Annotated in this window: 16 protein-coding genes; 6 read left to right on the top strand and 10 right to left on the bottom strand. The window is 66.3% G+C overall.

Annotation, left to right across the window (positions count from 1 at the left end):
• Positions 1 to 38: 38 nt before the first annotated feature.
• Both ACPDIX_RS00865 and ACPDIX_RS00860 read right to left on the bottom strand, forming a co-directional pair.
• Positions 39 to 3,065: a sensor histidine kinase gene (locus tag ACPDIX_RS00865; protein WP_423429877.1), complete on the bottom strand. Its 3,027-nt coding sequence runs from the start codon at positions 3,063 to 3,065 to the stop codon at positions 39 to 41.
• Between the two features lie 130 nt (positions 3,066 to 3,195).
• Entirely contained in the window at positions 3,196 to 4,572 is a 1,377-nt protein-coding gene (locus ACPDIX_RS00860) for an MFS transporter (protein WP_423429876.1), read from the bottom strand.
• A gap of 217 nt (positions 4,573 to 4,789) precedes the next feature.
• Here ACPDIX_RS00860 and pheT point away from each other — a divergent pair, with 217 nt between their 5' ends.
• The 4 genes from pheT (at position 4,790) to gatA (ending at position 9,625) form a co-directional block, all read left to right on the top strand.
• The gene (gene pheT, locus ACPDIX_RS00855; protein ID WP_423429875.1) at positions 4,790 to 7,231 is read left to right on the top strand and encodes a phenylalanine--tRNA ligase subunit beta; all 2,442 of its coding nucleotides are present in this window, start codon (positions 4,790 to 4,792) and stop codon (positions 7,229 to 7,231) included.
• Positions 7,232 to 7,378: 147 nt separating this feature from the next.
• Positions 7,379 to 7,543, top strand: a complete 165-nt coding sequence (locus ACPDIX_RS00850) for a hypothetical protein (RefSeq protein WP_423429874.1) — start codon at positions 7,379 to 7,381, stop codon at positions 7,541 to 7,543.
• 36 nt (positions 7,544 to 7,579) lie between these two features.
• Positions 7,580 to 8,032: a D-aminoacyl-tRNA deacylase gene (gene dtd, locus ACPDIX_RS00845; RefSeq protein ID WP_423429873.1), complete on the top strand. Its 453-nt coding sequence runs from the start codon at positions 7,580 to 7,582 to the stop codon at positions 8,030 to 8,032.
• Positions 8,033 to 8,146: 114 nt separating this feature from the next.
• Positions 8,147 to 9,625: an Asp-tRNA(Asn)/Glu-tRNA(Gln) amidotransferase subunit GatA gene (gatA, locus tag ACPDIX_RS00840; protein ID WP_423430167.1), complete on the top strand. Its 1,479-nt coding sequence runs from the start codon at positions 8,147 to 8,149 to the stop codon at positions 9,623 to 9,625.
• A gap of 95 nt (positions 9,626 to 9,720) precedes the next feature.
• On the opposite strand, the gene ACPDIX_RS00835 is transcribed toward gatA, so the two are convergent.
• The 5 genes from ACPDIX_RS00835 to ACPDIX_RS00815 all read right to left on the bottom strand — a co-directional run bounded on the left by ACPDIX_RS00835 (position 9,721) and on the right by ACPDIX_RS00815 (position 18,603).
• The gene (locus ACPDIX_RS00835; protein ID WP_423429872.1) at positions 9,721 to 12,957 is read right to left on the bottom strand and encodes a glycoside hydrolase family 2 TIM barrel-domain containing protein; all 3,237 of its coding nucleotides are present in this window, start codon (positions 12,955 to 12,957) and stop codon (positions 9,721 to 9,723) included.
• Entirely contained in the window at positions 12,957 to 14,084 is a 1,128-nt protein-coding gene (locus ACPDIX_RS00830; RefSeq protein ID WP_423429871.1) for a UDP-glucose--hexose-1-phosphate uridylyltransferase, read from the bottom strand. The genes ACPDIX_RS00835 and ACPDIX_RS00830 overlap by 1 nt, the downstream gene beginning before the upstream one ends.
• 53 nt (positions 14,085 to 14,137) lie before the next feature.
• The gene (galK, locus tag ACPDIX_RS00825; protein ID WP_423429870.1) at positions 14,138 to 15,307 is read right to left on the bottom strand and encodes a galactokinase; all 1,170 of its coding nucleotides are present in this window, start codon (positions 15,305 to 15,307) and stop codon (positions 14,138 to 14,140) included.
• A gap of 70 nt (positions 15,308 to 15,377) precedes the next feature.
• Positions 15,378 to 16,520 carry an aldose epimerase family protein gene (locus tag ACPDIX_RS00820; RefSeq protein ID WP_423429869.1) on the bottom strand — a complete coding sequence of 381 codons (1,143 nt, stop codon included), beginning with the start codon at positions 16,518 to 16,520 and terminating at the stop codon, positions 15,378 to 15,380.
• Between the two features lie 40 nt (positions 16,521 to 16,560).
• Entirely contained in the window at positions 16,561 to 18,603 is a 2,043-nt protein-coding gene (locus tag ACPDIX_RS00815) for a sodium:solute symporter family transporter (RefSeq protein WP_423429868.1), read from the bottom strand.
• Positions 18,604 to 19,344: 741 nt separating this feature from the next.
• On the opposite strand from ACPDIX_RS00815, the gene ACPDIX_RS00810 reads away from it, so the two are divergent.
• Positions 19,345 to 20,196 carry an RluA family pseudouridine synthase gene (locus ACPDIX_RS00810; RefSeq protein WP_423429867.1) on the top strand — a complete coding sequence of 284 codons (852 nt, stop codon included), beginning with the start codon at positions 19,345 to 19,347 and terminating at the stop codon, positions 20,194 to 20,196.
• Positions 20,197 to 20,225: 29 nt separating this feature from the next.
• On the opposite strand, the gene ACPDIX_RS00805 is transcribed toward ACPDIX_RS00810, so the two are convergent.
• Entirely contained in the window at positions 20,226 to 21,224 is a 999-nt protein-coding gene (locus ACPDIX_RS00805) for a glycoside hydrolase family 5 protein (RefSeq protein ID WP_423429866.1), read from the bottom strand.
• Positions 21,225 to 21,434: 210 nt separating this feature from the next.
• Here ACPDIX_RS00805 and ACPDIX_RS00800 point away from each other — a divergent pair, with 210 nt between their 5' ends.
• On the top strand, positions 21,435 to 22,238 hold the full coding sequence (locus tag ACPDIX_RS00800) for a TatD family hydrolase (RefSeq protein WP_423429865.1): 804 nt from the start codon (positions 21,435 to 21,437) through the stop codon (positions 22,236 to 22,238).
• On the opposite strand, the gene ACPDIX_RS00795 is transcribed toward ACPDIX_RS00800, so the two are convergent.
• A complete protein-coding gene (locus ACPDIX_RS00795) occupies positions 22,162 to 22,695 on the bottom strand; it encodes a thiol-disulfide oxidoreductase DCC family protein (RefSeq protein ID WP_423429864.1) in 534 nt (177 codons plus the stop codon). The genes ACPDIX_RS00800 and ACPDIX_RS00795 overlap by 77 nt on opposite strands.
• 113 nt (positions 22,696 to 22,808) lie before the next feature.
• A complete protein-coding gene (locus ACPDIX_RS00790; RefSeq protein WP_423429863.1) occupies positions 22,809 to 24,680 on the bottom strand; it encodes a YhjD/YihY/BrkB family envelope integrity protein in 1,872 nt (623 codons plus the stop codon).
• Positions 24,681 to 24,792: the final 112 nt, after the last annotated feature.

The following is a 24,792-nucleotide window of genomic DNA, read 5'->3' as shown; positions in this document are numbered from 1 at the left end:
GGGGAAACCCTCGCAGGGATGAAGAGGGAACCGCGGGTTCATGATGCCGAAAGACCAGTGGGAAAGATGAGGCGCACGCGCGTCCCCTGCCCTGGCCCGGATTCGATCTGGCATTTTCCTCCGACCTCCTGCATACGCCTCTGCATGTTGCCCAGGCCGTGGCGGCCGCGCTGGACGGCGTCGGGCGGCAGACCACAGCCGTCGTCCTGAATCTCCAGCACGGCGTGACCGTTGTCGAGTCGCACCCGCAGGTGGAGGCTTTGGGCGCGTGCATGTTTCACGACGTTGTGGATGGCCTCCTTGGCGGCGAGGTAGACATTGTGGCGGACCTCCGGCGCCAGGGGCCGTTCCGGCAATGGCGGGACCTCCAAACGATATTTGATCCCGGCGATGGCCAGGTATTCCTGGGCGTACTTGCAGATGTAATTGACGAGACCTTCCAGGGAATCGTGGGCCGGGTTGGTGGCCCAGACGATTTCGTCCAGTGCCCGCGTGGTTTCGCGCGCGGTTTCGGTGATCTGGCGGGCTTGGGCCTGGACTTCGCCGGGGTCATCCTTGTCCGTCTCCAGCATTTCACCCAGCAGGGCCACCTGCACCAGGTTGGCTCCGAGCTGGTCGTGCAGATCGCGCGCGATTCGTGCCCGTTCACGTTCGAGCGCCTGCTGGAGCCGCAACTGCCGGCGAAGCCGGGCGGTGGAAAACCAGTGCACGGCCCCGGCAATCCCACCGAGCAAAGCCAGGGTGGCCGCGGTGAGAAACCACGGCGTCTGCCAGAAGGGCGGTCGCACGGTGATGGTCAGGCGCGCCGGGGTGACACTCCAAACGCCGTCCTCGTTGGCGGCGCGGACCTCGAAGAGATACCGGCCCGGCGGCAATCGGGGGTAGCGCACCAACCGGGTCCCGTTGGCGGAGGTCCATTTGTCGTCGTAACCTTCGAGGCGGTACTCGAAGCGGGCCCGTTCCGGTGCGGACAGGTTGAGGCTGGTGAAATGGATCTCGATCCTGTGCGGTCCCGGGGGAACGATCAACGGCGGGAGGGCTTCGGCGGTCAACCCCCGCAGGCGGACCGGTTGGTTGTCCATCCAGACCGATTCGATCAACACCGGGGGCGGGATGCGGTTGGGAGCCAGCGCGTCCGGGTGAACCGAGACCACACCCTGGACGGTGGCAAACCAGAGTCGGCCATCCGGAGAGGACGTGGCGGCCGGTTGGGATCCCTGGGTGCATTCCCCTGTGGGCAGGCCGTCGGCCCGGCCGTAGACGCGTCCGTTCAGCCTGTCGGTCTGCCCTGATCGAACTTCTGCCAGTACTTCAGGAGGAACGCGCATGAGCCCGGCATTGGACCCGATCCACAGCGGTCCGCCGGGTTCGGGGAACAGGTAGCAGACGCTGTTGCCGGGGAGACCGTTCTGCGTGGTAAACCGGGCCCAGCGATCGCCGTGGAAGACAGCCAGGCCGTGTCCGGAGGTGCCCACCCAGAGTGTCCCTTCCGGGTCGGCCCACAAGCAGGAGACCTCTTCGCTCGGCAATCCACTGGCGGACTTTTTCCAGCAGGTCCATTTCCCATCCCGGCGGCAGTAGAGGCCCGCGCCCGCCGTTCCGATCCAGAGGTTCCCCTGCCCGTCTTCCGCGATGGCCCGGACGGGCGACGGGTCCGGCCCATCCGGGGCCCGCCACCAATGCCATCGATCGCCCGACCGGCTCAGCAACCCGGCCTGGGTGCCGACCCACAGATCCCCCCGGCTGTCCTCGTAGATGGCAAGCACCGCCGTCAACAATGCCGGCGAGCCGGAGACCCGCTCGAATCGGGTCCCGGTCCACTGGAACAGGCCCCCTCCCGTACCCACCCACACGCGGTCTTCGCGATCCACCCACACCGCCGAGACGTTCTGCTCGTACGGATTGGCCAGTCCGTGTACCGGCCCGAATGCCACGAGCTCCCCGCTCCGTTGGAGGGCCACTCCGCGCGTGAACCCCATCCAAACGTTGCCCTCCTGATCGCTGCAGACGGTTTGTGCCACGACGGCGTTGGCCAGGACGTGACGGCGGAAACGCTTGCGCTGGACGCGATGCAATCCACCTCCGTCCGTGCCCACCCAGAGGTTTCCTTCCCGATCCACTAGGACCGCCAAAATGCCTTCCGCCGCCAGACCATCGGCCCGGCCGATCCGCGTGGCGCGGCCGGAGGCGTCGAACCAGTAGACGCCGTCGCCGCTCGTCTCGTCGAGGGTGCCCACGACGAGATTGCCGTCCAGATCTTCACACGCCGCGGACGGCCTGGCATTGGGCCGCCACGGATAGGGCCCCAGATCCTTCACCAGCTCGTTGCCGCGACACAGCAAGATGCGGCCGTTCAGAAACCGCCAGTGTCCGCCGGACCGACTGGGCACGAGCAGATCCAGCCGCGGCACCGGCAGGATCAGGTGTACCGGCAGTTTCGGAGGTTCGACGGCCTCCCAGGGACCGAAGGCGGTCAATTGCTGGTCGGTTCCCACCCAGAGATAATCCTCTTCCGCCGCCAGCGCCCGGCAAAACCCCGGAATGTCCGCCCGCAGCCGCCATACGCTCATCTGACCTTCACGGTACCGCCCGAGCTGACCGTCTTCGGTGTAGAACCAGACCGCGCCCTGCCGGTCTTCGACCACGGCCCGCAACCGGCCTTCACGGGCGCGCCTGCCGATGTCCACCGGTCGCAAACCATCCGGGCGGGCCAGAAAAACCCCCGCCGTCTCGGTTCCGATCCAGAGCCTTCCCTCGCGGTCCTCGTACACCAAAACGATGCGGCTGCTTTCCAGCCCCGGGGTGTTGACCGCATCGAAGAGCGTGAACCGAAGTCCGTCAAACCGCACCAGGCCGTTCAGGGTGCCGGCCCACAAGTACCCGTGACGGTCTTGCATCAATGTGAGCACGGAACTCTGGGGCAGTCCCTCGGCCGTGCTCCAATTCTCGACCAGAAAGGGTGAGTCGGGCGGGGACGTGACCGCTCCGGGACCCGGCACGCAGGCCGCGGCCCACACCAGCCAGGTGCAAGCCCTGCGAATCACGGACGCCAGCAAACGGTGCATGCGCACCGGTACATTCTTGCGGTGGCCTGCTCACAAGTAAAGCAGGCGGCCGGGGCGGCGCCGTTCCGTGCCTCTCCTGATCCGGTCCGCACCGGGCGCCTTCCGCCGCAGAGGGAACGCCGAGGTTCGGTTATTCCATTCCGAGGCGGGCCGGTTCCAGCCGGGGCACGAGCAGATGAATGATCAGCAGCGACACCAGGTAGGTGCAACCCGCCATGATGAACACGGGAATGTAACTCTGCGTCGCCTGGAGGACCGCACCCACGAGCATGGCGATGAACATTCCGCCGACGGCTCCGGCCGTCCCGCCGATGCCCACCACCGATCCGACCGCCTTGCGCGGGAACATGTCGGAAGTCAGCGTAAAGAGGTTGGCCGACCAACCCTGGTGGGCCGCCGCGGCAAGCGAGATCAATCCCACCGCAAGCCAGAAACTCTTCACATTGGCAGCGAACGCTACCGGCACGACGCAAAGCGCACAGATCAACATCGCGGTCTTGCGCGCCCGGTTGGGAGTCCAGCCGCGCTTCATCAGCCAGCCGGAGATCCAGCCGCCCCCCACGCTGCCCACGTCCGCCACCAGATAGATCACGACCAGGGGCAGACCGATGCTCTTGAGGTCCAATCCGTGGTTGCGGTGGAAAAAGTCGGGGATCCAGAACAGGTACAACCACCAGATGGGGTCGGTCATGAACTTGCCAATGGCAAATGCCCACGTCTGCCGGTGGGGCAGCAGCATGCGCCAAGGGATGCGAACGGGCGGGTCCGGCGGGTCGCTCCGGATGTAGGCCAGCTCTGCCGGCTTGAGCCGCGGGTGGCGTTCCGGCTCGTGATACAAGACCAGCCAGACTGCCACCCAGCAGAAGCCCACCAAACCGGTTAGGATGAAGGCCCACTGCCATCCGAGATGCAGCGTGATCCACGGGACCACCAGTGGCGTGACCAGGGCTCCGACGTTCGTTCCCGCGTTGAAAATCCCGGTGGCCAGTGCACGTTCGCGTTTGGGGAACCACTCGGCCACCGTCTTGATCGAGGCCGGGAAGGCGCCCGACTCACCCAAGCCGAGCGCGAACCGCGCCAACGCCAGGCCCACCGCCCCACCGGTCAGGGTCACCCACGCGAAGCCGGTTTCCGCGTCCAAATTCAACATCGGCAACCGCAGGCTGTCGGGGAAAAGACCCGCCAATCCGTGCGCCGCCGCCGCCAAACTCCAGAGAGAAACCGATGTGGCAAATCCCACACGCACCCCCACCGCGTCCATGAACCGTCCCGCGATCATGAACCCCACCGCGTAAGCCAACTGGAAGGCGAACACAATGGACGAGTAGATTCGTTCGTCCGACCAGTGGAAGACGTCCGTCAGTGTGGGCTTGAGGATACCGATCACCTGCCGGTCCACGTAATTGATGATCGCCGCGAACAGGAGCAAGACACAGATGGTCCAGCGGAAATAACCGCCACAGGCGGGCGATCCCGGCGTGGATGACGTGTGCACGGGTTCGGTCATATGCCGTGCTTCTTAAGAACTGCGGTCCGGTTTGTCAAAACCTCCCACCCCGGAAATTGTGCAAATCGCCCCTTCGGTTTTGCCCGGCGGACGCCGCCTGCGGCGGCGCGCTTGCCCCGGGGATCGGCTCCGCCTAGTCTGGCCCTCCCGGGAACGGCGTCTTTCGACCGGCTTTTCCGGTCCACCCTTCGACAGGATGCCGAACCGGTCCTGAGGCATGAGAATCACACTGAACTGGTTGCGACAGTACGTGGACGTGGAGGAAACGCCCGAGGCACTGGCGGAGCGCCTGACCATGCTCGGCCTGGAGGTCGAGGGCATGGAGCGGATCGCCGGTGAATTCGAGGGGGTGGTGGTGGCGCAGATCCGCACGCGCGATCCGGTGCCCGGGTCCGACAAGTTGACGGTTTGTCGCGTGTTCGACGGGCAACAGGAACGCACGATCATCTGCGGTGCGCGCAATCACAAGCCGGGCGACAAGGTGGCGTTGATCCTGCCCGGGCATGCCCTGCCGCCCCGCCCGGGCGAAAAGGAACCTTTTGTCATTCGGGAGCGGAAGGTCTTCGGCATCCTGAGCCAGGGCATGATGTGCTCCCCCCGCGAACTGGGGCTTTCGGAGGATGGCGAGGGTTTGCTGATCCTGCCGGAGGACGCCCCGGTGGGCCGGCCGCTGGCCGAGTATCTGGGCCGCTCCTCCGGCGACGTGGTTTACGATCTGGAGCTTACACCCAATCGGCCGGACCTGGCGGGCGTGATCGGGATCGCCCGCGAACTGGCCGCCGCCACCGGACGGCCCCTCCGCCTGCCCGAGCCCGGGGACCTGTCCCCGCACGAGCAGGACCCTCCAGCGGCCGAGCAGGTGGATTTGCGCGTAGAGGAGCCGGAACTCTGCCCGCGGTATGTGGCCCGGCTCATCCGTGACGTACGGATCGGCCCCAGCCCGGACTGGCTGCGCCAGATCCTGGAACGGGTCGGCATGCGCAGCATCAACAACGTGGTCGATGTCACCAACTTCGTGATGCTGGAGTGCGGGCAACCCTTGCACGCGTTCGATGCGGACCGGCTGGCCCGGGACGACGGCGGCCGGGTCACCCTCCGCGTCCGCCGTGCCGCGCCGGGAGAAAGCTTCGTCACCCTCGATGGTCAGGAACATCGCCTGCAACCGGACATGCTGCTGATCGCCGATGCCGAGAAGGCGGTGGCCCTGGCGGGCATCATGGGCGGACAGAATTCCGAGGTGGGCCCCGAAACCCGTCAGATCCTGCTGGAGAGTGCCTGGTTCCAGCCCACCAACATTCGCCGCACGAGCAAGGCGCTCGGCCTGCGCAGTGAATCGAGTTATCGCTTCGAGCGCGGAGCCGATCCGGGCATCACCGAGTGGGCCAGCCGCCGGGCCGCGCAGCTCATCCTCCAGCTGGCCGGCGGGCGCCTCGCGCGTGGCCTGGTGGAGTTTCATCCCTCCCCTGCCCCGCCCCGCCGTGTTCGCCTGCGTTTCCAGCGGACGAATCAGATCCTCGGCGTGACGATTCCGCCCGCGGAACAGCAGCGCCACCTGGAAGCCCTGCAGTTGAAGACGGTCGCCCGTGACGATGACTCCGCCACGTTCGAAATCCCGACCTGGCGCCACGATCTCAAACGCGAAATTGACCTGATCGAGGAGATCGAGCGTCTCCACGGTGTGGACCGCGTGCCGGCCACACCCCCCCGTGGCGCGCTGGGTTCGCACCCCGCCGACGAGGAATTCGATCTGCTGTCGCGCATCCGGCGTCTGTGCTGTGGACTCGGGCTGGACGAAGCCCAGGGGCAAACGCTCGTTTCGGAGGCGGCGGCGCGGCTGGTTTGCGAGGCATCCTCCCTGGTCAAGCTGGCCAATCCGCTCAGCAGCGACATGGACACGCTGCGGCCGAGTCTGCTGCCCGGCCTGCTCGATTCGTTGCGCCACAACGTGACGCGGAAGAACCTGGACGTGGCGCTGTTCGAGGTCGGCCGCGTCTTCCGGCGCGAAAACGGGAAGATCCGGGAGGAACGGCGCCTGGGCCTGGCCCTGACGGGCAGGCGCCATCCCGTCTTCTGGACGGGCGAAGGCCGCGACGCCAGGTTCGACCTCTCGGACGCTCGCGGGTTCCTGGACGAGCTGTTCGAACATCTGGGTGTGCGGGGAATCGGCTTCCAACGGAGGCCCGATCTGACGCCGTTGTTTGTCGAATCAGCCACGCTCCAACTGGGCCGCCAGGGGCTGGGTGAACTGGGACTGGTCTCGCCCCTGGTTGCGCGGGAGTACGACCTCCGTGATCCGGTGGTTCTGGCGGAGGTGAACCTGGATTTCCTGCTGAGCCGCCGCGGCGGCGCGCACACGTTCCGTCCGCTGCCGGTTTATCCGGCCGTCCGGCGTGACGTGGCGATGGTCGTGCCCGAGTCGGTCACGCATGCCGACGTCCTGCGGGTCGTGCACCAGGCACGGGTCGAGCACCTGGAGAGCGTCCAGGTGTTTGACGTCTTCCGGGGCGGCTCCATTCCGGCCGGTTCCAAGAGTCTGGCCTATGCGTTCACGTACCGGGCTCCGGATCGGACGCTCACCGACGCGGAAGTCCACGCGTTGCACGCCCGCGTGGTCGAGGCGCTCCGGCGCGGGTTGCAGGCTGTCATTCGCGAAGGTTGACCGCGGCCCAGCGGATGGACCGGGCGTTCCGTGCGGGTTCCCGGACCGCCGGCGCGCACGAGCCAGACCAGCCCGGCCCGGCGTCCGCAGCCGGGAGCGGCCGGGCTTTCTTGCCTTCCACAGGCTTGTCGTTACATTCTGGCGCCCATGAAATTCTGGCTGGCATGGCTTGCCTATGCGGTGTTCGGAGTGCTGCTTGCGGCGGGCATGATCCTGGCGCACGCGGGCAACTTCTGGCTGTTGTTGTTCGCCGTGGCGCTGTACGGGGTGATGCTCTGGCGCTTCGGTTGCACGCAGGGATCCGCCCATTGAACGCGACCGATCCCTTGGAGGGCGCCGTCGCCACCCATGCGTGCCGTCGTGCAACGTGTCCGCGAAGCCGCCGTTCACATCGGCGAGCGGGAGCACAGCCGCATCGGTCACGGTTTGCTGGTCCTGCTCGGGATCGAGACGGGCGACACGCAGGACGATCTCGAATGGCTGGCGGGCAAGGTGGCACGGATGCGGATCTTCCCGGACGCCGAGGGTGTCATGAACCTTTCGGTGCAGGAAGCCGGCGGCTCGGTGATGGTGGTCAGCCAGTTCACCCTGCTGGCCAGCACGCGCAAGGGCAACCGGCCCTCCTACAGCCGGGCCGCCCCGCCGGAAACCGCCGAGCCCCTCTACGAGGAGTTCGTCCGAAGACTTTCACAAATGCTCGGGCAACCGGTGGCCACGGGCAAGTTCGGCGCCATGATGCAGGTTCATTTGGTCAACGACGGACCGGTCACCCTGATCATGGACAGCCGACTCCGGGAATGAACACCACCAGCCCGGCAGCCCTCTGCACGGCAGCCCCCTGCCGGAGGCGACCGGCGCAGGTGATCGGCAGAGTCTTCAGCCCCATGCATGAACCCTGAATCCCCTTCCCCCGCAATGACCGAACGACTCACCGTGCAACGCTGCCGGGAACTCCTGGCTCGACGCGAGGTCTCCGCCCGTGAACTCACGCAACACTTCCTGGCACGCATCGAACGGCTCGAACCGCGCCTGCACTGCTTCATCGAATGGGATGCGGCCGATGCCCTGGCCCAGGCAGACGCAGCCGACGCCGCTCTGAAGGACGGCGTCACCCATGACCGCCGTCCCCTGCTGGGTGTGCCGGTGGGCATCAAGGACAACATTGCCGTGCGGGGGCAGGCGCTCCGCTGTGCCTCACGGATCCTCGGCGACTTTCGTTCGCCCTACGACGCCACCGTGGTGGAGCGGCTCCGAGCGGCGGGCGCCATTCTTTTGGGGCGTTTGAACATGGACGAATTCGCCATGGGCAGTTCCACCGAGAACTCCGCCTTCGGTCCCACGCGGAACCCGTGGGATCCGGATCGAACGCCGGGCGGCTCCTCGGGTGGATCGGCGGCTGCGGTTGCCGCCGGGGAATGTCCCGCAGCGCTGGGCTCCGACACCGGCGGTTCCATTCGCCAGCCGGCCGCCTTCTGCGGTTGTGTAGGTTTGAAACCCACTTACGGGCGCGTTTCCCGATATGGTCTGGTGGCCTTTGCATCCTCACTGGATCAGATCGGCCCGCTGGCCACCACCGTGGAGGACGCGGCCCTTTTGCTGAAGGTGATCGCCGGTCACGACCCCCGCGACGCCACCAGCCTGCCGGATCCCGTTCCGGACTACACAGCTCCGACCGAGCCCGATCTGCGCGGGGTGCGGCTCGGCCTGCCACGCGAGTATTTCGGCAGCGGACTGGCTCCCGAGGTGGAACAGTCGGTGCGAAAGGCCATCGAGCACCTTCGAGGCCTGGGCGCGGAGATCCTGGAGGTCTCGTTGCCCCACACGCCTCATGCGCTGGCCACCTACCACGTCATCGCCACGGCGGAAGCCTCGGCGAACCTTGCCCGGTTCGACGGCATCCGCTACGGCCTGCGCGTGGAGGGGCAGGACCCCATCGAACTTTACGAGCGGACGCGCGGCCGGGGCTTCGGTCCGGAGGTAAAACGGCGCATCATCCTGGGGACATTCGTCCTCAGCAGCGGTTACTACGACGCCTACTACCTGCGCGCGCAGAAGGTCCGCACGCTGATTCGCAGGGACTTCCTGGAGGCGTTCACCCGGGTGGATGCGCTGGTCGCGCCCGTCACACCCACGGTGGCCTTTCGGCTGGGTGAAAAGATCTCCGATCCGCTCCAGATGTACCTCACCGACGTGTTCACCCTATCGTGCAATCTGGCGGGTATTTGTGGCCTGAGCATCCCCTGCGGCTGGACAGCATCCCCGTGCCTGCCGATCGGATTGCAGCTCCTGGGGCCCCCGCTGGGTGAACATACGCTGCTGCGCGTGGCCCGGGCCTATCAACTGACGACCGATTGGCACCGGCGCCAACCCCCGCTGGCAACGGACGGCTTCTGAGGGCTGCCGGCGCTGGCGCGGCCGGCCGATGGCCGGCGCCGCTGCCGATCCCCGGCGTCCGTGCCTGCCGTGGACGGTCCGATCTTCGATCGGGCTTACTCGACGCGTTGACGCGCCCGCCGGCCCGGGTCGTCGCCCGGCTCCAACGGTTCCAGCCGGAAGCGGTATTCACGCGGCTGACAGGGGATCAGATACTGGCGATGCGGCCAGGCGCCCCAACTGTTGTCGCCACCCACACCCTGCTGCATCAGGTCAAGATTCAGCACGACAAACTCGCGGAATGGCAGTTGGAAGGGATGCTCCGCGGACTGCAGGTCGTCGGTCGTGTGATGCAGGGCATTGACGCTCAGGAGCGGTTCGGCCACCACCAGCAGGCCGCGGCCGCGCCGATCCGTCAGGGCCACCCAGCGCACGTCCACCTTGTTTCCACTCTCGCCGGGCTCGGAGTAATCGTAACAGAACTGCTCGCGGACCCGTCCCCGGTAGCGGCCCACGCGGGCGTCCTTGCGATCGCAGTAGGTCTCGTGGGGGCCGGGGCCCAGCCACTCGATCCGGTCGAAGCCCTCGGGCAGGGTCATCTGCATCCCCAGGCGCGGCAGGGGCGGCAGGTTGGTCCGACCGGGTTCGAAGGCCGCCCGGACCTCGACCACTCCGGCGGGATGCACCTCGCAGGTCATGTTCCAGTGCGCCTCGACTGACGGGAGGAACCAGCGCACGGCAATCTCGACCTTCCCGTCTGCCGCCGGCTGGTGAACTTCGAACGCCTCCAACCGGGCGTTTTCATGTGCCCGGCGCCATACCCCCTGCGCCCGCTCCATGTTGCGGCCGCGATCGTTGTCGGTCGGCGCCCGCCAGAAGTCCGGGCGCAAGGGCGTGCGGATCCGTTCCACACCGCGATGCTGCCAGGAGACCCACTGTCCCGTGGTGCGATCGAAAGCAAGCGTGAAATCGCGGCCGCGGATGCGGACCTGACCGCCTTCCTCGGTCACGGTCAGCGGCGCCACGGGATCCGACCGGCGCAGCACGGGCGGCGCCGCATCCGGCAGGCGGAACTGGTCCCATGCAACCTCATGTCCGCGCGGCCCCCACGGAGTGTCCTTTTTCAGGGTGAAGCGGATATCCAGAAAGTACTCGAGTCCGGGTGCAGGCTCGAACGGTTTGACCGGGATCCGGAGTGTCGTCGCGGCCCCGGGCGCCAGGTCCAGCTCGGGCAACCGACCCGACTGCAGGGGTTTGCCGTCGGCGCTCAATGTCCACTCGGCGCGCAGCAGGTCGTTGAGGTTCAGGAAATCGTAGCCGTTGCGAATCTCCACGGTCCGCTCTGCGCCGTCCACGAGCCGGGTCCGCACCGGCTGATAGACGTGTTTGACCTCGAACAACGTCGGGTGAGGCCGGCGATCCGGCGTCACCAGCCCGTTGCAACAGAAGTTCTGGTCGGAGGGCGTGCCCGGCGGGCCGAAATCTCCACCGAAGGCCCAGAACGTGGGCCGGCCCTTGCGGACCGGTTCGAACCGCGGCTTCGGCAGAGGCCCTTGTTCCTGGCGCAGGCCCTGATCCACCCAATCCCAGATGAATCCCCCCTGCAGGTGCGGGCGAGAATAGATGAGGTCCCAGTAAAGCCAGAGGTTGCCGCAACTGTTGCCCATGGCATGGGCGTACTCGCACATGATGAAGGGCCGGGTCTGCGGCTGCTCCGAGTACTGCGCCAGTTCGGACGGGGGCGGGTACATGGGACAGACAATGTCCGTATGGGGCCGGCGCCCGGCCTGCTCATAGTGCACGGGCCGGGATGGATCGCGCTGTTTGATCCAGGCAGAGGTGGCCTCGAAATTCGGTCCGTCACCCGCCTCGTTGCCCAGGGACCAGATGATCACCGCAGGATGGTTCTTGTCCCGCTCGACCATCCGCCGGGTCCGGTCCAGGTGCGCATCTTTCCACTCCGGCCGCCGCGCCAGGGTGCGCGCTCCATAACCCATGCCGTGACTTTCGATATTGGCCTCGTCAATCAGGTACAGCCCGTAGCGGTCGCACAGATCGTACCAGGCGGGCTGGTTGGGATAGTGGCTGGTGCGAACCGCGTTGATGTTGTGCTGCTTCATGAGCCGGATGTCGCGGATCATGCTCTCCACGGTGATGGCCTGACCGCGGTCCGGGTCGTGTTCGTGGCGGTTGACGCCCTTGATGAGGATTCGCCGCCCGTTGACCAGGAGGTTCCCGTCCCGGATTTCCACTTCGCGGAAGCCGACGTTCGCAGGGATGACCTCCAGCACCTTGCCGTTCCGATCCTTCAGGGTGAGCAACAGCTTGTAGAGGTGGGGCGTTTCCGCCGACCACAGACGGGGCTGCCGGATCTTCTGGGTGAGCGTGGCTTGAGCGTTGCGGCCGTCCGGCTCCACGGCGAGGTTGATACTTCCCCCCGCCACGGTGCGGCCGTCCGGATCCAGCAGTTCCAGCTCGGCAGTGACCGGTGCGGTGCGGTCGGTGTGGTTCTCGACCTCGACCGCGACGGTCAGTATCGCGTCGCGGTAGGCCTCGTCCAGGTCGGTGCGCACCTCGAAGTCGCGGATGTGCACCTTCGGCGGCGACCAGAGATAGACGTCACGAAAGATGCCGCTCAGCCGCCAGAAGTCCTGGTCCTCGAGATAGGAAGCGTCGCACCAACGATAATTCTCGACGGCCAACAGGTTGCGTCCCGGCTTCACGTAGGGCGTGATGTCGAATTCCACCGGAGTCCGGCTGTCCTTGCCCAAGCCCACCCAATGTCCGTTCACCCAGACTTGGAACGCGCTGTTGACCCCGTCAAAGGTCAGCAACACGCGTCGTCCCTCCCACGACCGCGGCACGGTGAATTCCAGCCGGTATTGGTTGACGGTGTTGTTCGGGTCGTCTCTCGGGACCTCCGGCGGATTCCACGGCTCCGGCCAGGGATAGCGAATGTTCACGTAGATCGGGATGCCGTGGCCGTGCATTTCGACATTCGACGGCACCGGCAGTTCCACCCAATCGCGATCGTCAAAGTCCGGCCGCCAAAAGTCCGGGACACTGGCCAGGTGATTGGACGCATAATGGTACTTCCATCTGCCGTTGAGCGAACGGTACCAGGGTGACTTGACCCGTTCCTGGTTGCAGACCGGGCCAATGGAGAGGGCCGTCCGCCGGTCGGGACAGATCACCATCGTCACGTGCGGAGCCAGATGATTCCGACCGGTCACCCGGGGATTCTGGAAATCCGCCCAGTCCGCCCGCCCCTGGGATGAAGCAGGCACCAAACCCAACAGCATCCCGACAACCCACCACCACCCGCCTGCAGCTCCGATGCAGCGCGTTTTCATCACGAGTTCGATCCCTTTGAGGGTTGGTTGTTCGACCGGTTCCCGGACGGTTCGGCCGTGACGGACCCGGCTTCACTCTGCCTCCGTTTATAGTGCACATCGGGCAGCGCGCGCAATCTTGCCGCCGCCTGTTCGGGCGTGAGGTCCCGTTGCGGTTCGGCCAGCATCTCGTAACCGACCATGAATTTCCTTACCGTGGCCGAGCGCAGCAGGGGCGGATAAAAATGCGCGTGCAACTGCCAGTGCGGTTGCGGCCGGTCCCGATCAGGTCCCGTGGGTGCGCCGTGCCAGCCCATGGAGTACGGGAACGAAACCTCGAAGAGGTTGTCGTACCGGACGAGCAGCTTTTGGAGGATTTCCGCCAGCGCCACGCGTTCCACGGGCGTGAGCTCGGGCAACCGGCCGACGGGACGCAACGGCATCAGCAGGACCTCGAACGGCCAGACCGCCCACCACGGGACCACCGCCAGCCAGTGGGCATTGGCTGTGACGACCCGTTCCCCCGCATCGAGCTCCCGGCGGGCATAATCCAGCAGCAAGGGCCGGCCGTGCGTCCGGTACCACCAATCCTGCTGTTCGTCCTCTGCCGCGGCTTCCCGCGGCAGAAAATCACCGGCCCAGACCTGCCCGTGCGGATGCGGGTTGGAACAACCCATGATGGCGCCCTTGTTCTCGAACACCTGCACCCAGCGGTGGCAGGTGCCCAGGTCGGTCACCTGGTCTGCCCACATCTCCACCACTGCGGCGATCCCTTTGACGGGCATCTCAGCCAGGGTCAGATCATGCCGCGGAGAAAAGCACAACACGCGACATTCTCCGCGGACCGGCGCCGCGCGAAGCAACGGATCCGTGGTTGCGCCTGTTTGCGGCGCGTCCGGCAGCAAGGCGGCGAAGTCGTTGGTGAAGGCGTAGGTGCCCGTGTAGGCGGGGTTCACCTGCCCCGAGGCACGCCGGTTGCCGGGGCAGAGGTAGCAGTTCGGATCGTAGGCAGGGCGCTGCTCCGGAGCCGGTTTCTCGGTCTGTCCCAGCCAGGGACGCCGTGTCCGATGCGGCGAGACCAGGATCCACCGTCCCTGTAACAGGTCAAAGCGGCGATGCGGCCAGTCGGCCCAGTTCGCTTCGATCATCTCCCCCATAACCCCCGACATCGAACCAGGAACCGTGCGAGCGGCCGGAAGATCTAGCGTTGAACCACCCGTGCGCCCTGCCCGGCCCTCGTCACGAACAGCGTCGGTTCGATCCCGGTGCGGGCACGGTACGCCGCCTGGATGTGCGCCTGCACGGCCGGCACCGCACCGGTCCGGACCAGGGCAACGGCGCATCCACCGAAGCCGCCGCCGGTCATGCGGCACCCGAACACCCCACCCTCCACACCGCGTTCACGGGCCAGTTCCACCACCAGGTCGAGTTCGGGGCAACTGACCTCGTAATCGTCCCGCAGCGAGGCGTGGCTGGCGTACATCAGTTCGCCGGCCCGGACCCAGTCGCGGTTCCGGAAGGCCTCCGCGGCCTGCAACGTGCGGGCGATCTCGCCGATGACGTGTCGGGCGCGGCGATAGACGACCGGATCCAACTTCGATCGAGCGGTCTCAAGCTGATCCGGGGTGGCGTCGCGCAGGGCGGGCACCCCCAGAGTGGCAGCGGCCTGTTCGCACTGTTTGCGCCGGGTGGGATACTCGCTGCCGGTCAGCTCGTGCTTCACCTGCGTGTTGATGACCAGAACGGCGACGTCCGGATCCTGCATGGGCACGTGCTCGAAGTTGCGCGAACGGCAATCGAGAAGCAGCGCGTGGTCGGCCCGACCCAGCACGGCAATGAACTGGTCCATGATCCCGCACGGCATGCCGGCAAAGCGGTGCTCGGCCTCCTGGCAGAGCAATGCCTTTTCCACGGGATCCAGTTCGATGCCCAGCGCAGCCTCGCACAAGGTGGCGATGGCGACTTCGAGTGCCGCGCTGCTGGATAACCCGCCGCCCAACGGCACCGACGAGTGAATCCACACGTTCATGCCCGGCAACCGGTGACCGCGCCGGGCAAAGCCCGCCAGAACACCCAGCGGATAGTTGCCCCAGGAACCTTTGGGCAGTGGCTGCGGCTGCTCCCCGGCCGGCAGTTCGACCACCGAGGCATCCGCCGAGCTGGCCAGGCAGATTCGGCCGTCGTTCCGGGGCGCCCCAAGCGCCACGGTGTACCGTTCCAGGGCCATCGGGAAAACATACCCGTCATTGTAATCGGTGTGCTCGCCGATGAGGTTGACGCGACCCGGCGCCGCCGCGATCCACGTCGGAGCCGTTCCGTACCGCGTTTCGAATGCGTTTGCGCCCTCTCTCAACAAGTCGTCCCACTGCATAAAGTGACTCGTACCTCCTTGCGCCGATGCGGATGGTCCTGCGACCGTGCGCGTGTGCCACGCGGAATCCTCACAGGGTTCCGAACCGGTAAAAGGTCGTCTGCCGGTAGACCTGTCCCGGCCGAAGGATCACGCTCGGGAAATGCGGTATGTTCACCGCGTTGGGAAAGTGTTGCGTTTCCAAGCAGAGCCCCGCATGACGCTCGTACCGCCAGCCGCCCTTCCCGACCAAACTACCATCCAGCCAGTTGCCGGTGTACAATTGCACCCCCGGTTCGGTGGTCCAAACTTCCATGAACCGACCGCTCCGCGGCTCTTCCACCCGCGCGCAAAAGGCCGGGCGCCCCGGGCGCCCGCGGCAGACCTCCGTCTGGTTCCAACCCCCGGCGTCCCCGCGAAGCACGAAATTGTGATCGTAACCCGGCGGATCCTCCCCAGCCTCCGTCAGCCGGGTGCCGATCCAGCTCATCTTCCGGAAGTCCAGGGGCGTGCCGGCCACCAGCCGGATCTCTCCCGTGGGTACGTTGTCGGGTCCCTTCGGCGTGTAAAAATCGGCGGCGATCTGCAGACGGTGCCGGTGGATGGTCCCTTCACCGGCAAGGTTGAAATACCCGTGATGCGACAAGTTGACCGGCGTGGGGCGATCCGTCCGCGCCTGGTAGTCGAACCAGAGCTCGTTGTCCGGAGTCAGGCTGACGGTCAGCGTCACCACCAATCTGCCCGGAAACCCCTGGTCGCCATCGGGACTGACGTGCCGAAACCGAACGGACGCGGGTCCGACCACCCGCGCCTGCCAGAGGGCCTTGTCAAAGCCGTTCGGCCCACCGTGCAGACAATTCGTACCGTCGTTGGCGGGCAGTTGGTGGGTCTGACCGTCCAGGACGAACCGCGCCCTCGCGATCCGATTGGCCACCCGTCCTACCGTGCACCCAAAATACGGGTGCCCCTGGAGGTACGGCTCCAGCCGGTCAAAGCCCAGCACCACGTCCGTCAGCCGGCCCCGCCGATCTGCAACGTGCAACTCCGTCACGATCGTGCCGTAGTTGGTGATCCGAGCCACCGTTCCCTGCCGGTTCCGGAGCGTGAACAGACGTGCCTTCCGGCCGTCCGGCAACGTGCCGAACGTACGCACCTCCACCCCGCGCCCCTCCGCCGCGACGCCGCTTTCGCAACCGGCCCGACTTACAGAAGGCCCCACTGCCCTTGCTGCCATGCCACCTCCCTGTTTGGTCGTGCAGATGCGGGCCCGCACCTCAGCGGGCCACGCCCCACGGACTGAAGATCGCGTAGAGTGAGAGCGTGATCACGATGACAACCAACCCGGCCAGTTTGGCCCCCTGCGAACTTTCGAGTGCGATGGCGGACTGCTGCTTGAACTCCACCGGCTGGGGCAACGGCCGCGCCAGCGTGATCGCGCCCATGACCAGGAGGCAGAGCCCGAAACAGACCGCCATCCGGTTGAGGAACTGCAGCTCGGGAACCAGCAGCTTCAACGTGCCGTAGGCCACCATGTTGGTTAGCAGACCGGCCACGCCACAGATCGCCGGACCCCGCCGCACAATCAGACCGAACACGAACACGGCCAGAATGCCGGGCGAAATGAAGCCCTGACTTTCCTGGATGATCGTGAAAATGCTGTTGCTGATCTTCGGGTTCCCCAACTGCGGTGCCAGAAAGACGGCGAGCGCGGTGAATGCGACCACGGAAACGCGGCCCACCCACACGATCCGCTCCTGGGACGCCTGCGGATTGAGGAACTTCTTGAAAACGTCCATGGCGAAGATGGTGGACGCGGCGTTGAGCATGGCCGCCAGTGAGCTCACCACCGCGCCCAGCAGGGCTGCCATCACAAACCCCACCACGCCCACGCCCTGGGGCAACACGTGACCCAGCAGTTGCGCCAGCGCCGTGTCGTACTTGAAGGCAATCAGCTTCTCCACCGCAGGTCGTTCACCCGCCTGCCGGGCCGCCTCTTCCACACGGGCATTGTAGGTGTCCAACTCCTCGGCCAGCCCGGGATGCACCGCACGCCAGGAATGATCCTCCGTCGTGAAAACCTGGAACCGGGCCGGTTGAAGGGAGTCGTACACGCCCCGCGGAATCGGCAGGACCCACGGATTGTGGACCTTCACAGCCCGCACGGCCGCTTCATCCGGGTAAACCGCCAGCAAATAACGGCCCTCCGGCCAGGTCTTCAACTGCTCGTCAGAAGGTGCCTCGGCCAGTTCCACGAACCGGGTGCCGGGATTGGCCTTGAAATACAGGGCCATGCTTTTGGCCGTGTCCTGGACCGCCGCCAGCCGCATCTGGTTGCTGTAAAGGTTGAACGCAATGATCCCGGGGATCACGATCACAAAGGGAATCAAAAGCTTCATGAACGCGGCGAACACGATGCCTTTCTGTCCCTGGGCCAGTGAGGCCGACCCGAGCGTCCGCTGCGTGATGTACTGATTCAGGCCCCAGTAGTAGAAATTCGGAATCCACAATCCCAACAGAAGGGCCGTCCAGGGCAGGATCGTGTCCGTGGCCGGCAGGAACATGTTCATCCGCGGCCGGTTCAGTTCCCAGAACCGCTCGACGGCTCCGGCGTCGGGCGACAGCGTCACCATGGCCACGGCACCCGTCTCCGGACTCACCACGGTGGCCGCCTCCGTTGCCGCACCCAGCTTCTGGAACGCGAAGATCATGATCACCGCGCCGCCCAGTATGAGTGCGCTTCCCTGGATCAGGTCGGCCCAGGCACAGGCCTTCAAACCACCGGCCGTCACATACAGCATCGCAATCAGACCGATGATCAGCGCACCCGCGGCCAGCGAAAGATGGTGCCCCGCCTGGCCCGCCAACGTGCTCAAGGTGAGCGCCCCCGAGTAGGTCACCGCGCCCAGCAGCAGGAGGTAGATGAAGATGGTGGCCACGGCCATGATGGTCCGGGCCGCGCTGCTATACCGGTATTCCAGGAACTCCGGCATCGTGTAGATCCCCGCCCGCAGAAAGTACGGCAGAAACCCGAAAGCCACGACCACCAGCGTGATGGCGGCCATCCATTCATAGCTGGCGATGGCCAGGCCGACGTGCATGGCGGCGTTGCCGCTCATGCCCACGAATTGTTCGGTGGAAATGTTCGCCGCGATGAGCGAGAACCCGATCAACCACCAGCGGAGACCGCGCCCGGCCAGGAAGTAATCCTCGCTGCCCTTCTCGTCGCGGCTTTTCCACAAACCCACCGCCACCACGGAGATGACAAAGAGGACGAAAATGGCGATGTCCGCCCACGTGAACTGGAAGGAACCGTTCATAAGCTGCGCTGTATGGCCGCAAAGGCTTGTGTATCGGCCGGCCGTTCGGGTTTGCCACCCGGCGCTTTGCCCATCCTCCAGCCGCCGGCCCGGCTGTCCGCCCGACGTGCGTCGTTAAAGTGAGCGGGGGCGCCCGAAGGGGTGGACGCCCCCGCCGAACCAGTTAGTCCTCAACCATTAACCTCCTTGGCAAAGCCGTCAGGCCCTGGCCCTCTGCCCCGCAAGAGTTGCCGGGCCCTACCGCGGACCCCGGCATTCCGGCGCCTCGGGCGGTCTCGAGCTTCCGGAACCCACGTCCGCAGTTCCATCAACCGCGGGCATTGTACCGCAACCACCCACCCCTGCAAGGTCATGATCGTGCTTTTTTTTGAAGAAATTCGGTCGGACGCGATGCCGGGACCAGGGCCGGCCGGGGTGACCCGCCCCGAGGTCCGGTCCCCGGAGTGGGCAGCGAATCACCCCGCCTCTGCAATGAGCTGATGACGAACGGGTTGTGGCGCCGGATGTCCCGCCCACCGGCAGGCCCGCGGTAGGGGGCCGGTTCCACGGCGGGAGTTCCCGCCGGGCCGGCAGGTAGCGGAACCTCGCTCCGGGTGGGGTGAAAGCGAGCCCTGGCTTTGTGGGATGGCCGACAGCGGATTGGGCGGGCACCACGGCACATGACGCCCCTGCAGGCGATTGCTCACCCCGCGGGGTGCCGCTTGACAGATGGGTACGGGGCTGCGAGGTAGTCCGAAGTTCATGGATCCGGTTTTGAAACTGTCCGCACCAGCCAGTCGGGGGTTTTGGGAAATCCGCGTCCTCTACGAGGACGAGCACCTGCTGGCGTTGGACAAGCCGGCGGGCCTGCTGAGCTCGCCTGACCGGTACGATCCGAGCCGCCCCAATCTCATGCGTCTGCTCCAGGAAGGGATCGCCCAGGGCAGGCAATGGGCAGTGGCCCGCGGGTTGACCTACCTGGCCAATGTGCATCGCCTGGATTTCGAGACCAGCGGTGTGCTGCTCCTGACGAAAGACAAGGAGTCGCTCACGCATCTGATGCGGCAGTTCGAATCGGGTCAGACGGAAAAACGCTACGTTGTGTTGGTGGAGGGGGCGGTCACCGAGGGCGAATTCCGTGTTGCAGCGCGGTTGGCGCCTGATCCGGCCCGGCCCGAACGAATGTGCGTGGTGCGGAAGCGGGGCAGGGAATCCGTGACGGATTTTCGTGTCCTGGAGCGGTTCCTGGGTTACACGCTGCTGGAATGCCGGCCGCGGACGGGCCGGACCCATCAGATTCGTGTGCATCTGGCGCATCGGGGGTGGCCGGTGGTGGCCGACAAACTGTATGGCGGGTCGCCGCTGTGGTTGTCTCGCATCAAATCCGGTTACCGCCTGGCCAGGGGCGGGCAGGAGCGCCCGTTGTTGGACCGGCTCGCCCTGCACGCCGAGGCCCTGGGGGTGACCCATCCGGTCACGGGCCGGTGGGTGGAGATTCGGTCGCCCTGGCCCAAGGACCTGCAGGCGGCGGTGAAACAGTTGCGCCGGCATGCGGCGGTGCCGGGCGCCTCGGGTCCCGCCGGCGCCACCGGCGCGGCCGGCTCCGGTGGCTGAGCGCCGGACTCCCGGCCGGGCCTGCGGCCTCATGGTGCGGACGGGAGCAACGCCTCCAAGATCGGGCGGACCCATTGGTCGCGCTGCATGTCCCACACGATGAAGTCCCCGTCGAACTGCCAGTAGGCCCAGCTCCAGCCGCGTGCCTCGGCCTCGCGGGCGACCGTTCGGATGTAGCGCACGCGCGCCTCCAAGGGCGCGCGATCATAGGCGCCGAATTCGCCGAGGAAGACGGGGCGTTGATGTTTCCGTGACCAGTCGGCGACCTTGTCGAAGTCCTGTCGGATGGCGTTCACCTCCTCAGCGGTACCGCGCCAGTCTATGCCCACCTTGTCCTGCTGCCCGGTCCAGGAGGCGCCCTGATGGGTGAAGGCCATCGGCTTGTAGTAGTGCACGGTGACGATGATGTGCCGATCGTCCGCAGGCAGGTCCAGTTCCTCCAGATGATCGACGGAGTTCCAGAATGCCGGTCCTATGATCACCGGCCGTTGCGGATGCTGCTGGCGGACGATCGCCAGGGCTTCGCGCAGCCACTGGTTCCAGAGCGCAGGGGTCAACTTTTTGCAGGGCTCGTTCAACAGCTCGAAACAGACCGTGTCCGGCCATGACCGGGCCGCGATCTGGCGCCAAAAGGCCAGGAACCGGTCCTTGTGGCCTTCCGGGTCCTCGCCGATGGCATTGAACTCGTGCAGGTCGAGTATGACGTTCAAGCCGCTGGCGGCGGCGTTGCTGACGGCCCAGTTCAGCGTGGCCCACCATTCCGGGCGCAGCGCCCGGTCCGGGTCAGGGCTCATGTGCCGGAACGGGTGGAGGTTGATCCGCACGGTTTGAAATCCGGCCTCGCGGATCAGGCGGAAATGTCGTTCCTGGAAACGCGCCCGGGTTCGATCCCGCCAAATGGGGTCGTATCCCAGGATGTTCACTCCCCTGCCCAACCGCCGGTTTTGTTCGAAGATATCGGCCCCGGTGGCCGGTCCGGTCGCCACCAGCACCAGCGCCGCAACGCTCCACAGCCAGCTCGTTCTCATACCAGCGGCTGACGGTCCGGTGCGTCTGGCTATTCAAAGCCGGCGGGCAAGGTGTCCACACGACCCGGGCCGGTCCGGGACAGCGGGTGCAGCGCGGGTGATGGTCCGGCCAACCAGGCAGTGGGCGGCGGCTCGGCGGCCGTCTCTGGATCGGCGCATTGCCTCGAGGCGGCCGGGTGCTCATGTTGGAGCCCGGAAGCTGATCAAGTCATGGCTACGTTTTACGACACGCATGTGCATCTGGCGGACCGGGTGTTCGAAGCGGATCTGGAAGCGGTGCTGGAACGGGCCCGCTCGGCCGGGGTGACGCGGATGGTGGTTGTCGCCACCGACTTTGATGACAGCCGCCGTTGCATCGAGCTGGCCGAACGGTACCCGGAGCTGTTTGCGGTGGTTGGCTGGCATCCCAACGAAGCAGCCCGGGCACCGGAAGACCTGCGCCCCGTCCTGCGTGAACTGGCGCAGCATCCGAAGGTGGTGGCCCTCGGCGAAACCGGGATGGACGCCTTCCGCCTTCCGGCGGATCCGGCCCGCCGGGAACCCGTTCTCCAGCTTCAGGAGCGGCTGTTTCGCCAGCACCTCGAGGTGGCGGCCGAGACCGGCTTGGGCTGCGTCATCCATCAACGTGCGATCTTCGACCGTACCCTGGCCGTGTATGTCGACTATGCGCCGCATGTGCGCGGCGTGTTTCACTGTTTTGCTGAAACGCCGGTGCACCTCGACCGGGTGTTGGCCACCGGGGCCATCGTCAGTTTCACCGGGCTGGTGACCTTCCGAAACGGTCAGGCCGTTCGTGAGACGGTGGCGGCCACGCCCCCGGCAAGTTTCATGTTGGAGACGGACGCCCCCTACCTGGCGCCCGAGCCGCACCGCGGACGGCGCTGCGAACCGGCGCACCTGGTGGAGACGGCCAAGGTCATTGCGGCGGTGAAACAGCTCACTCTGGAGGAGCTGAGCCACCATACCTGTCGCGTGGCGGAGCGGTTCTTCCCGAAGCTCCAAGCCGGTGCCTGAGCGGATCTGCATCGGACGGATCTGCTCGCGGAACCGGGCAGGGCCGCTCGTCCCGGGAGCGGTGCCGGGCCCACCATCGGTAAACGCGCGCCGCCATGCCACGGATGCCGGGCAATTCCAGCCACACACCCAGCGGCCACAGCCAACCCACCCTGCGACACAGCCACGCAACCGCTGCCGCCCCTCCCAGCGATCGCCCGTCAGGCAAAAAGAGTTTCATTTCTTCCGGTACAGCCGTCTGTTGCGGGTCGATCAGCTTTCGTGCCCGGGGACCGTCGAAAGGGACGAAGCGAAAGCCGCGTCGTTCCCACAACCAGCCCCATCGTGAGACCCAGCGCCGACAGCTCCCGCACCGGCCGTCGTAAACGATCCATCCGCGGCAGACTGCCTCGTTCCCGGCGCCGACCGGTTGGACAGCCTCGTTCTGCACGGAGGTAAAATGGCAGAAGCCGCGCATGCTGCAAACGGGTCGTGCTTTTTCCGCCGGGGATTGTCCGCGCCGGTGCGTCTGCGGCGGGTCGAAACCGGTCCGGGCGGTCGGTAGCCCCGTTCTGGCGAGCCGGCGGCGGTTTACAAGGGAAAATCGGGATCGCTCGCAGGCGCGGTCTCCCGCCGGGTGCCTTCACGAGGAAAGCGGGAACCTTCAAGCGGAGCCGCCCCGGCCGCGCCAGAAGGTGTCTCCCCGGATTCCGCGGGCTGGGGCTGTGTCCCAGCCGGTTTGTCCGGGGATTCTCCCCCCGGGCCGGTTGGGCCGGGCTCTGCTGTTTGTTCGACCCATGCGCGCGGCTGCGCAGGTGCCGGGGAGGCGGCTGTGCAGACGGTGGCCGCAGCGTGCAACTGCCCGGTCTCCGGCGCGGTCACCTGCGGGTACGCTCTCATCCGGGCCACGAGTTCGCGCAAGGTGACGGCGGAGGCCACCTGTTCCTCCGCAGCCAGGACGCGGGCGTACTGACTCCACACCTCGCGGGTGGGGTCCGACTCTGCGCCGTCCCAATCCGTTCCGTTTCGACTTCGCATGGCCCGTAAAACGTCGTGGAGGGTGATGCTCTCCAAGGGGCGCGCCGGCATGTAGGCGGGCGGCTCCCCGACCAGCTCCAAAACCAGCCCTGCCCCCTTCAACCGGTCCAGCACGTCCAGGCAGAGCCGGGGCACGGCACCGGAAGCGACGGAGAGGTCTTCCACGGAAGGGGGTCTTTCGGCGTTCTGGAAGGCGCGTCCCACCTCGGCCATCAACCGGAGCGCCAGCAGCTCACGGCCGCGCTGGTCCAACTGGACGGTCAGGTGCGCCTGCGCCGCGTGAACGCGGTGCTGCCATGTGTACGATACCTGCGCGCCCAGCAGCACGATCACCCAGGCAATGTACAGACCGACCATGAAGACCGGCACCAGTCCCAGGCTTCCGTAGATCTTGAAGTTCGTGACCACGCGGGAGACGTAGAGCACGTTCAGCAGGTTGTTCAGGTGCCACAACAAAGCGGCGAACCCGCCCCCCACCAGTGCCGCAGACCATTCGACCCGCGTGTTGGGCACCAGGCGGTAGAGTCCGGCAAACAGCATCCAGAGCAGCAGCAGGGGCAACGCGCGGAACAACAGGCCGCCCACCAACGGCATGCGGGCCAGCCACTCCCGGGGGGTTTCCCAGTAGGGTCCGGAGGCCAGCGCCACCGCACCCACCACCAACAGCGGTGCGAGTGTGAGGCAGGCCCAGTAGAGCACCACCCGCATGAACCACGGCCGCCCCTCCGGCACACCCCAGATGTCGTTCATGGTGTTCTCCACCCTGGCCAGCAGCAGAATCGCCATCAGCAACAACGCAATGCTGCCGGTGACGCCCAGCTCCGCACTGCGGGTGTGTTGAATGAACTCGCGCAGCCTCTGGGCCACCACGCGGCGCAGGTCCTGCGCCGTCGTGGGCGCCACTTCGGGCCGGCCTGCGGACCCCGCGGCCGCCGTGGTCTCCTTGTCCGGCGGTTCCGAGGCATGCTGGTCCGGCGGGGCGGTCCCATCCGGCCGCGACTGGCCGGGCAACGCCAGCGTCAGCCCCGGCGCCCACCACCGGGCATGCAGCTCGGTCGTCCAGAACTCCGCCTGCAATGCCGGTGGAAGGTTGGTGGAGGTGGCCGGGGGCATGACCGCCTGAACCAGCCGGTCCACGAACGCCTCGATTTGCGCCTCGCTGCGTCCTTTGAGCAGGGTGCTGGTGACCCCGAGCACCAGGGCCAGGAGCGGCACCAGCGAAAGCAGCGTGGCATAGGACAGGGCTGCTGCGCGGACGAAACCGCGGTTGCGATTGAATTCACGCAGGACGGCGCCGCAGAAGCGCACTGCTTGGAGCCAGCGCGATTCGGAAGCGCCCGCGCCCAACGTGGCGCCGCTCCATGCCGCCCACAACCGGGTGCGCCAGTCGGAAGGACGGTTTTCTTTCGCAGCCGGGCTCCGCACAACGCGACGCTAACAAACGCCCCCGGAGTGTCAACGGCGGGGCCCATCGGCCCGGCTCCGGCGCATCGGCACGCTCTCTGGCATCTCTCCAAGCCGCCAGATGATCGATAGG

This window comes from Limisphaera sp. 4302-co (assembly GCF_049537155.1).
In the GTDB taxonomy this organism is placed as follows: Bacteria; Verrucomicrobiota; Verrucomicrobiia; order Limisphaerales; family Limisphaeraceae; genus Limisphaera.
This window is presented reverse-complemented; position numbering and strand designations above follow the sequence as displayed.

Bases quoted from the DNA above. Each gene is read 5' to 3' on its own strand.
- ACPDIX_RS00810 (WP_423429867.1), top strand. From the start codon at position 19,345: ATGGATCCGGTTTTGAAACTGTCCGCACCAGCCAGTCGGGGGTTTTGG.
- ACPDIX_RS00865 (WP_423429877.1), bottom strand. From the start codon at position 3,065: ATGCACCGTTTGCTGGCGTCCGTGATTCGCAGGGCTTGCACCTGGCTG.
- gatA (WP_423430167.1), top strand. From the start codon at position 8,147: ATGACCGAACGACTCACCGTGCAACGCTGCCGGGAACTCCTGGCTCGA.
- ACPDIX_RS00830 (WP_423429871.1), bottom strand. From the start codon at position 14,084: ATGATCGAAGCGAACTGGGCCGACTGGCCGCATCGCCGCTTTGACCTG.
- galK (WP_423429870.1), bottom strand. From the start codon at position 15,307: ATGCAGTGGGACGACTTGTTGAGAGAGGGCGCAAACGCATTCGAAACG.
- dtd (WP_423429873.1), top strand. From the start codon at position 7,580: ATGCGTGCCGTCGTGCAACGTGTCCGCGAAGCCGCCGTTCACATCGGC.
- ACPDIX_RS00805 (WP_423429866.1), bottom strand. From the start codon at position 21,224: ATGAGAACGAGCTGGCTGTGGAGCGTTGCGGCGCTGGTGCTGGTGGCG.
- ACPDIX_RS00835 (WP_423429872.1), bottom strand. From the start codon at position 12,957: ATGAAAACGCGCTGCATCGGAGCTGCAGGCGGGTGGTGGTGGGTTGTC.
- pheT (WP_423429875.1), top strand. From the start codon at position 4,790: ATGAGAATCACACTGAACTGGTTGCGACAGTACGTGGACGTGGAGGAA.
- ACPDIX_RS00820 (WP_423429869.1), bottom strand. From the start codon at position 16,520: ATGGCAGCAAGGGCAGTGGGGCCTTCTGTAAGTCGGGCCGGTTGCGAA.
- ACPDIX_RS00850 (WP_423429874.1), top strand. From the start codon at position 7,379: ATGAAATTCTGGCTGGCATGGCTTGCCTATGCGGTGTTCGGAGTGCTG.
- ACPDIX_RS00795 (WP_423429864.1), bottom strand. From the start codon at position 22,695: ATGCGCGGCTTCTGCCATTTTACCTCCGTGCAGAACGAGGCTGTCCAA.
- ACPDIX_RS00800 (WP_423429865.1), top strand. From the start codon at position 21,435: ATGGCTACGTTTTACGACACGCATGTGCATCTGGCGGACCGGGTGTTC.
- ACPDIX_RS00860 (WP_423429876.1), bottom strand. From the start codon at position 4,572: ATGACCGAACCCGTGCACACGTCATCCACGCCGGGATCGCCCGCCTGT.
- ACPDIX_RS00815 (WP_423429868.1), bottom strand. From the start codon at position 18,603: ATGAACGGTTCCTTCCAGTTCACGTGGGCGGACATCGCCATTTTCGTC.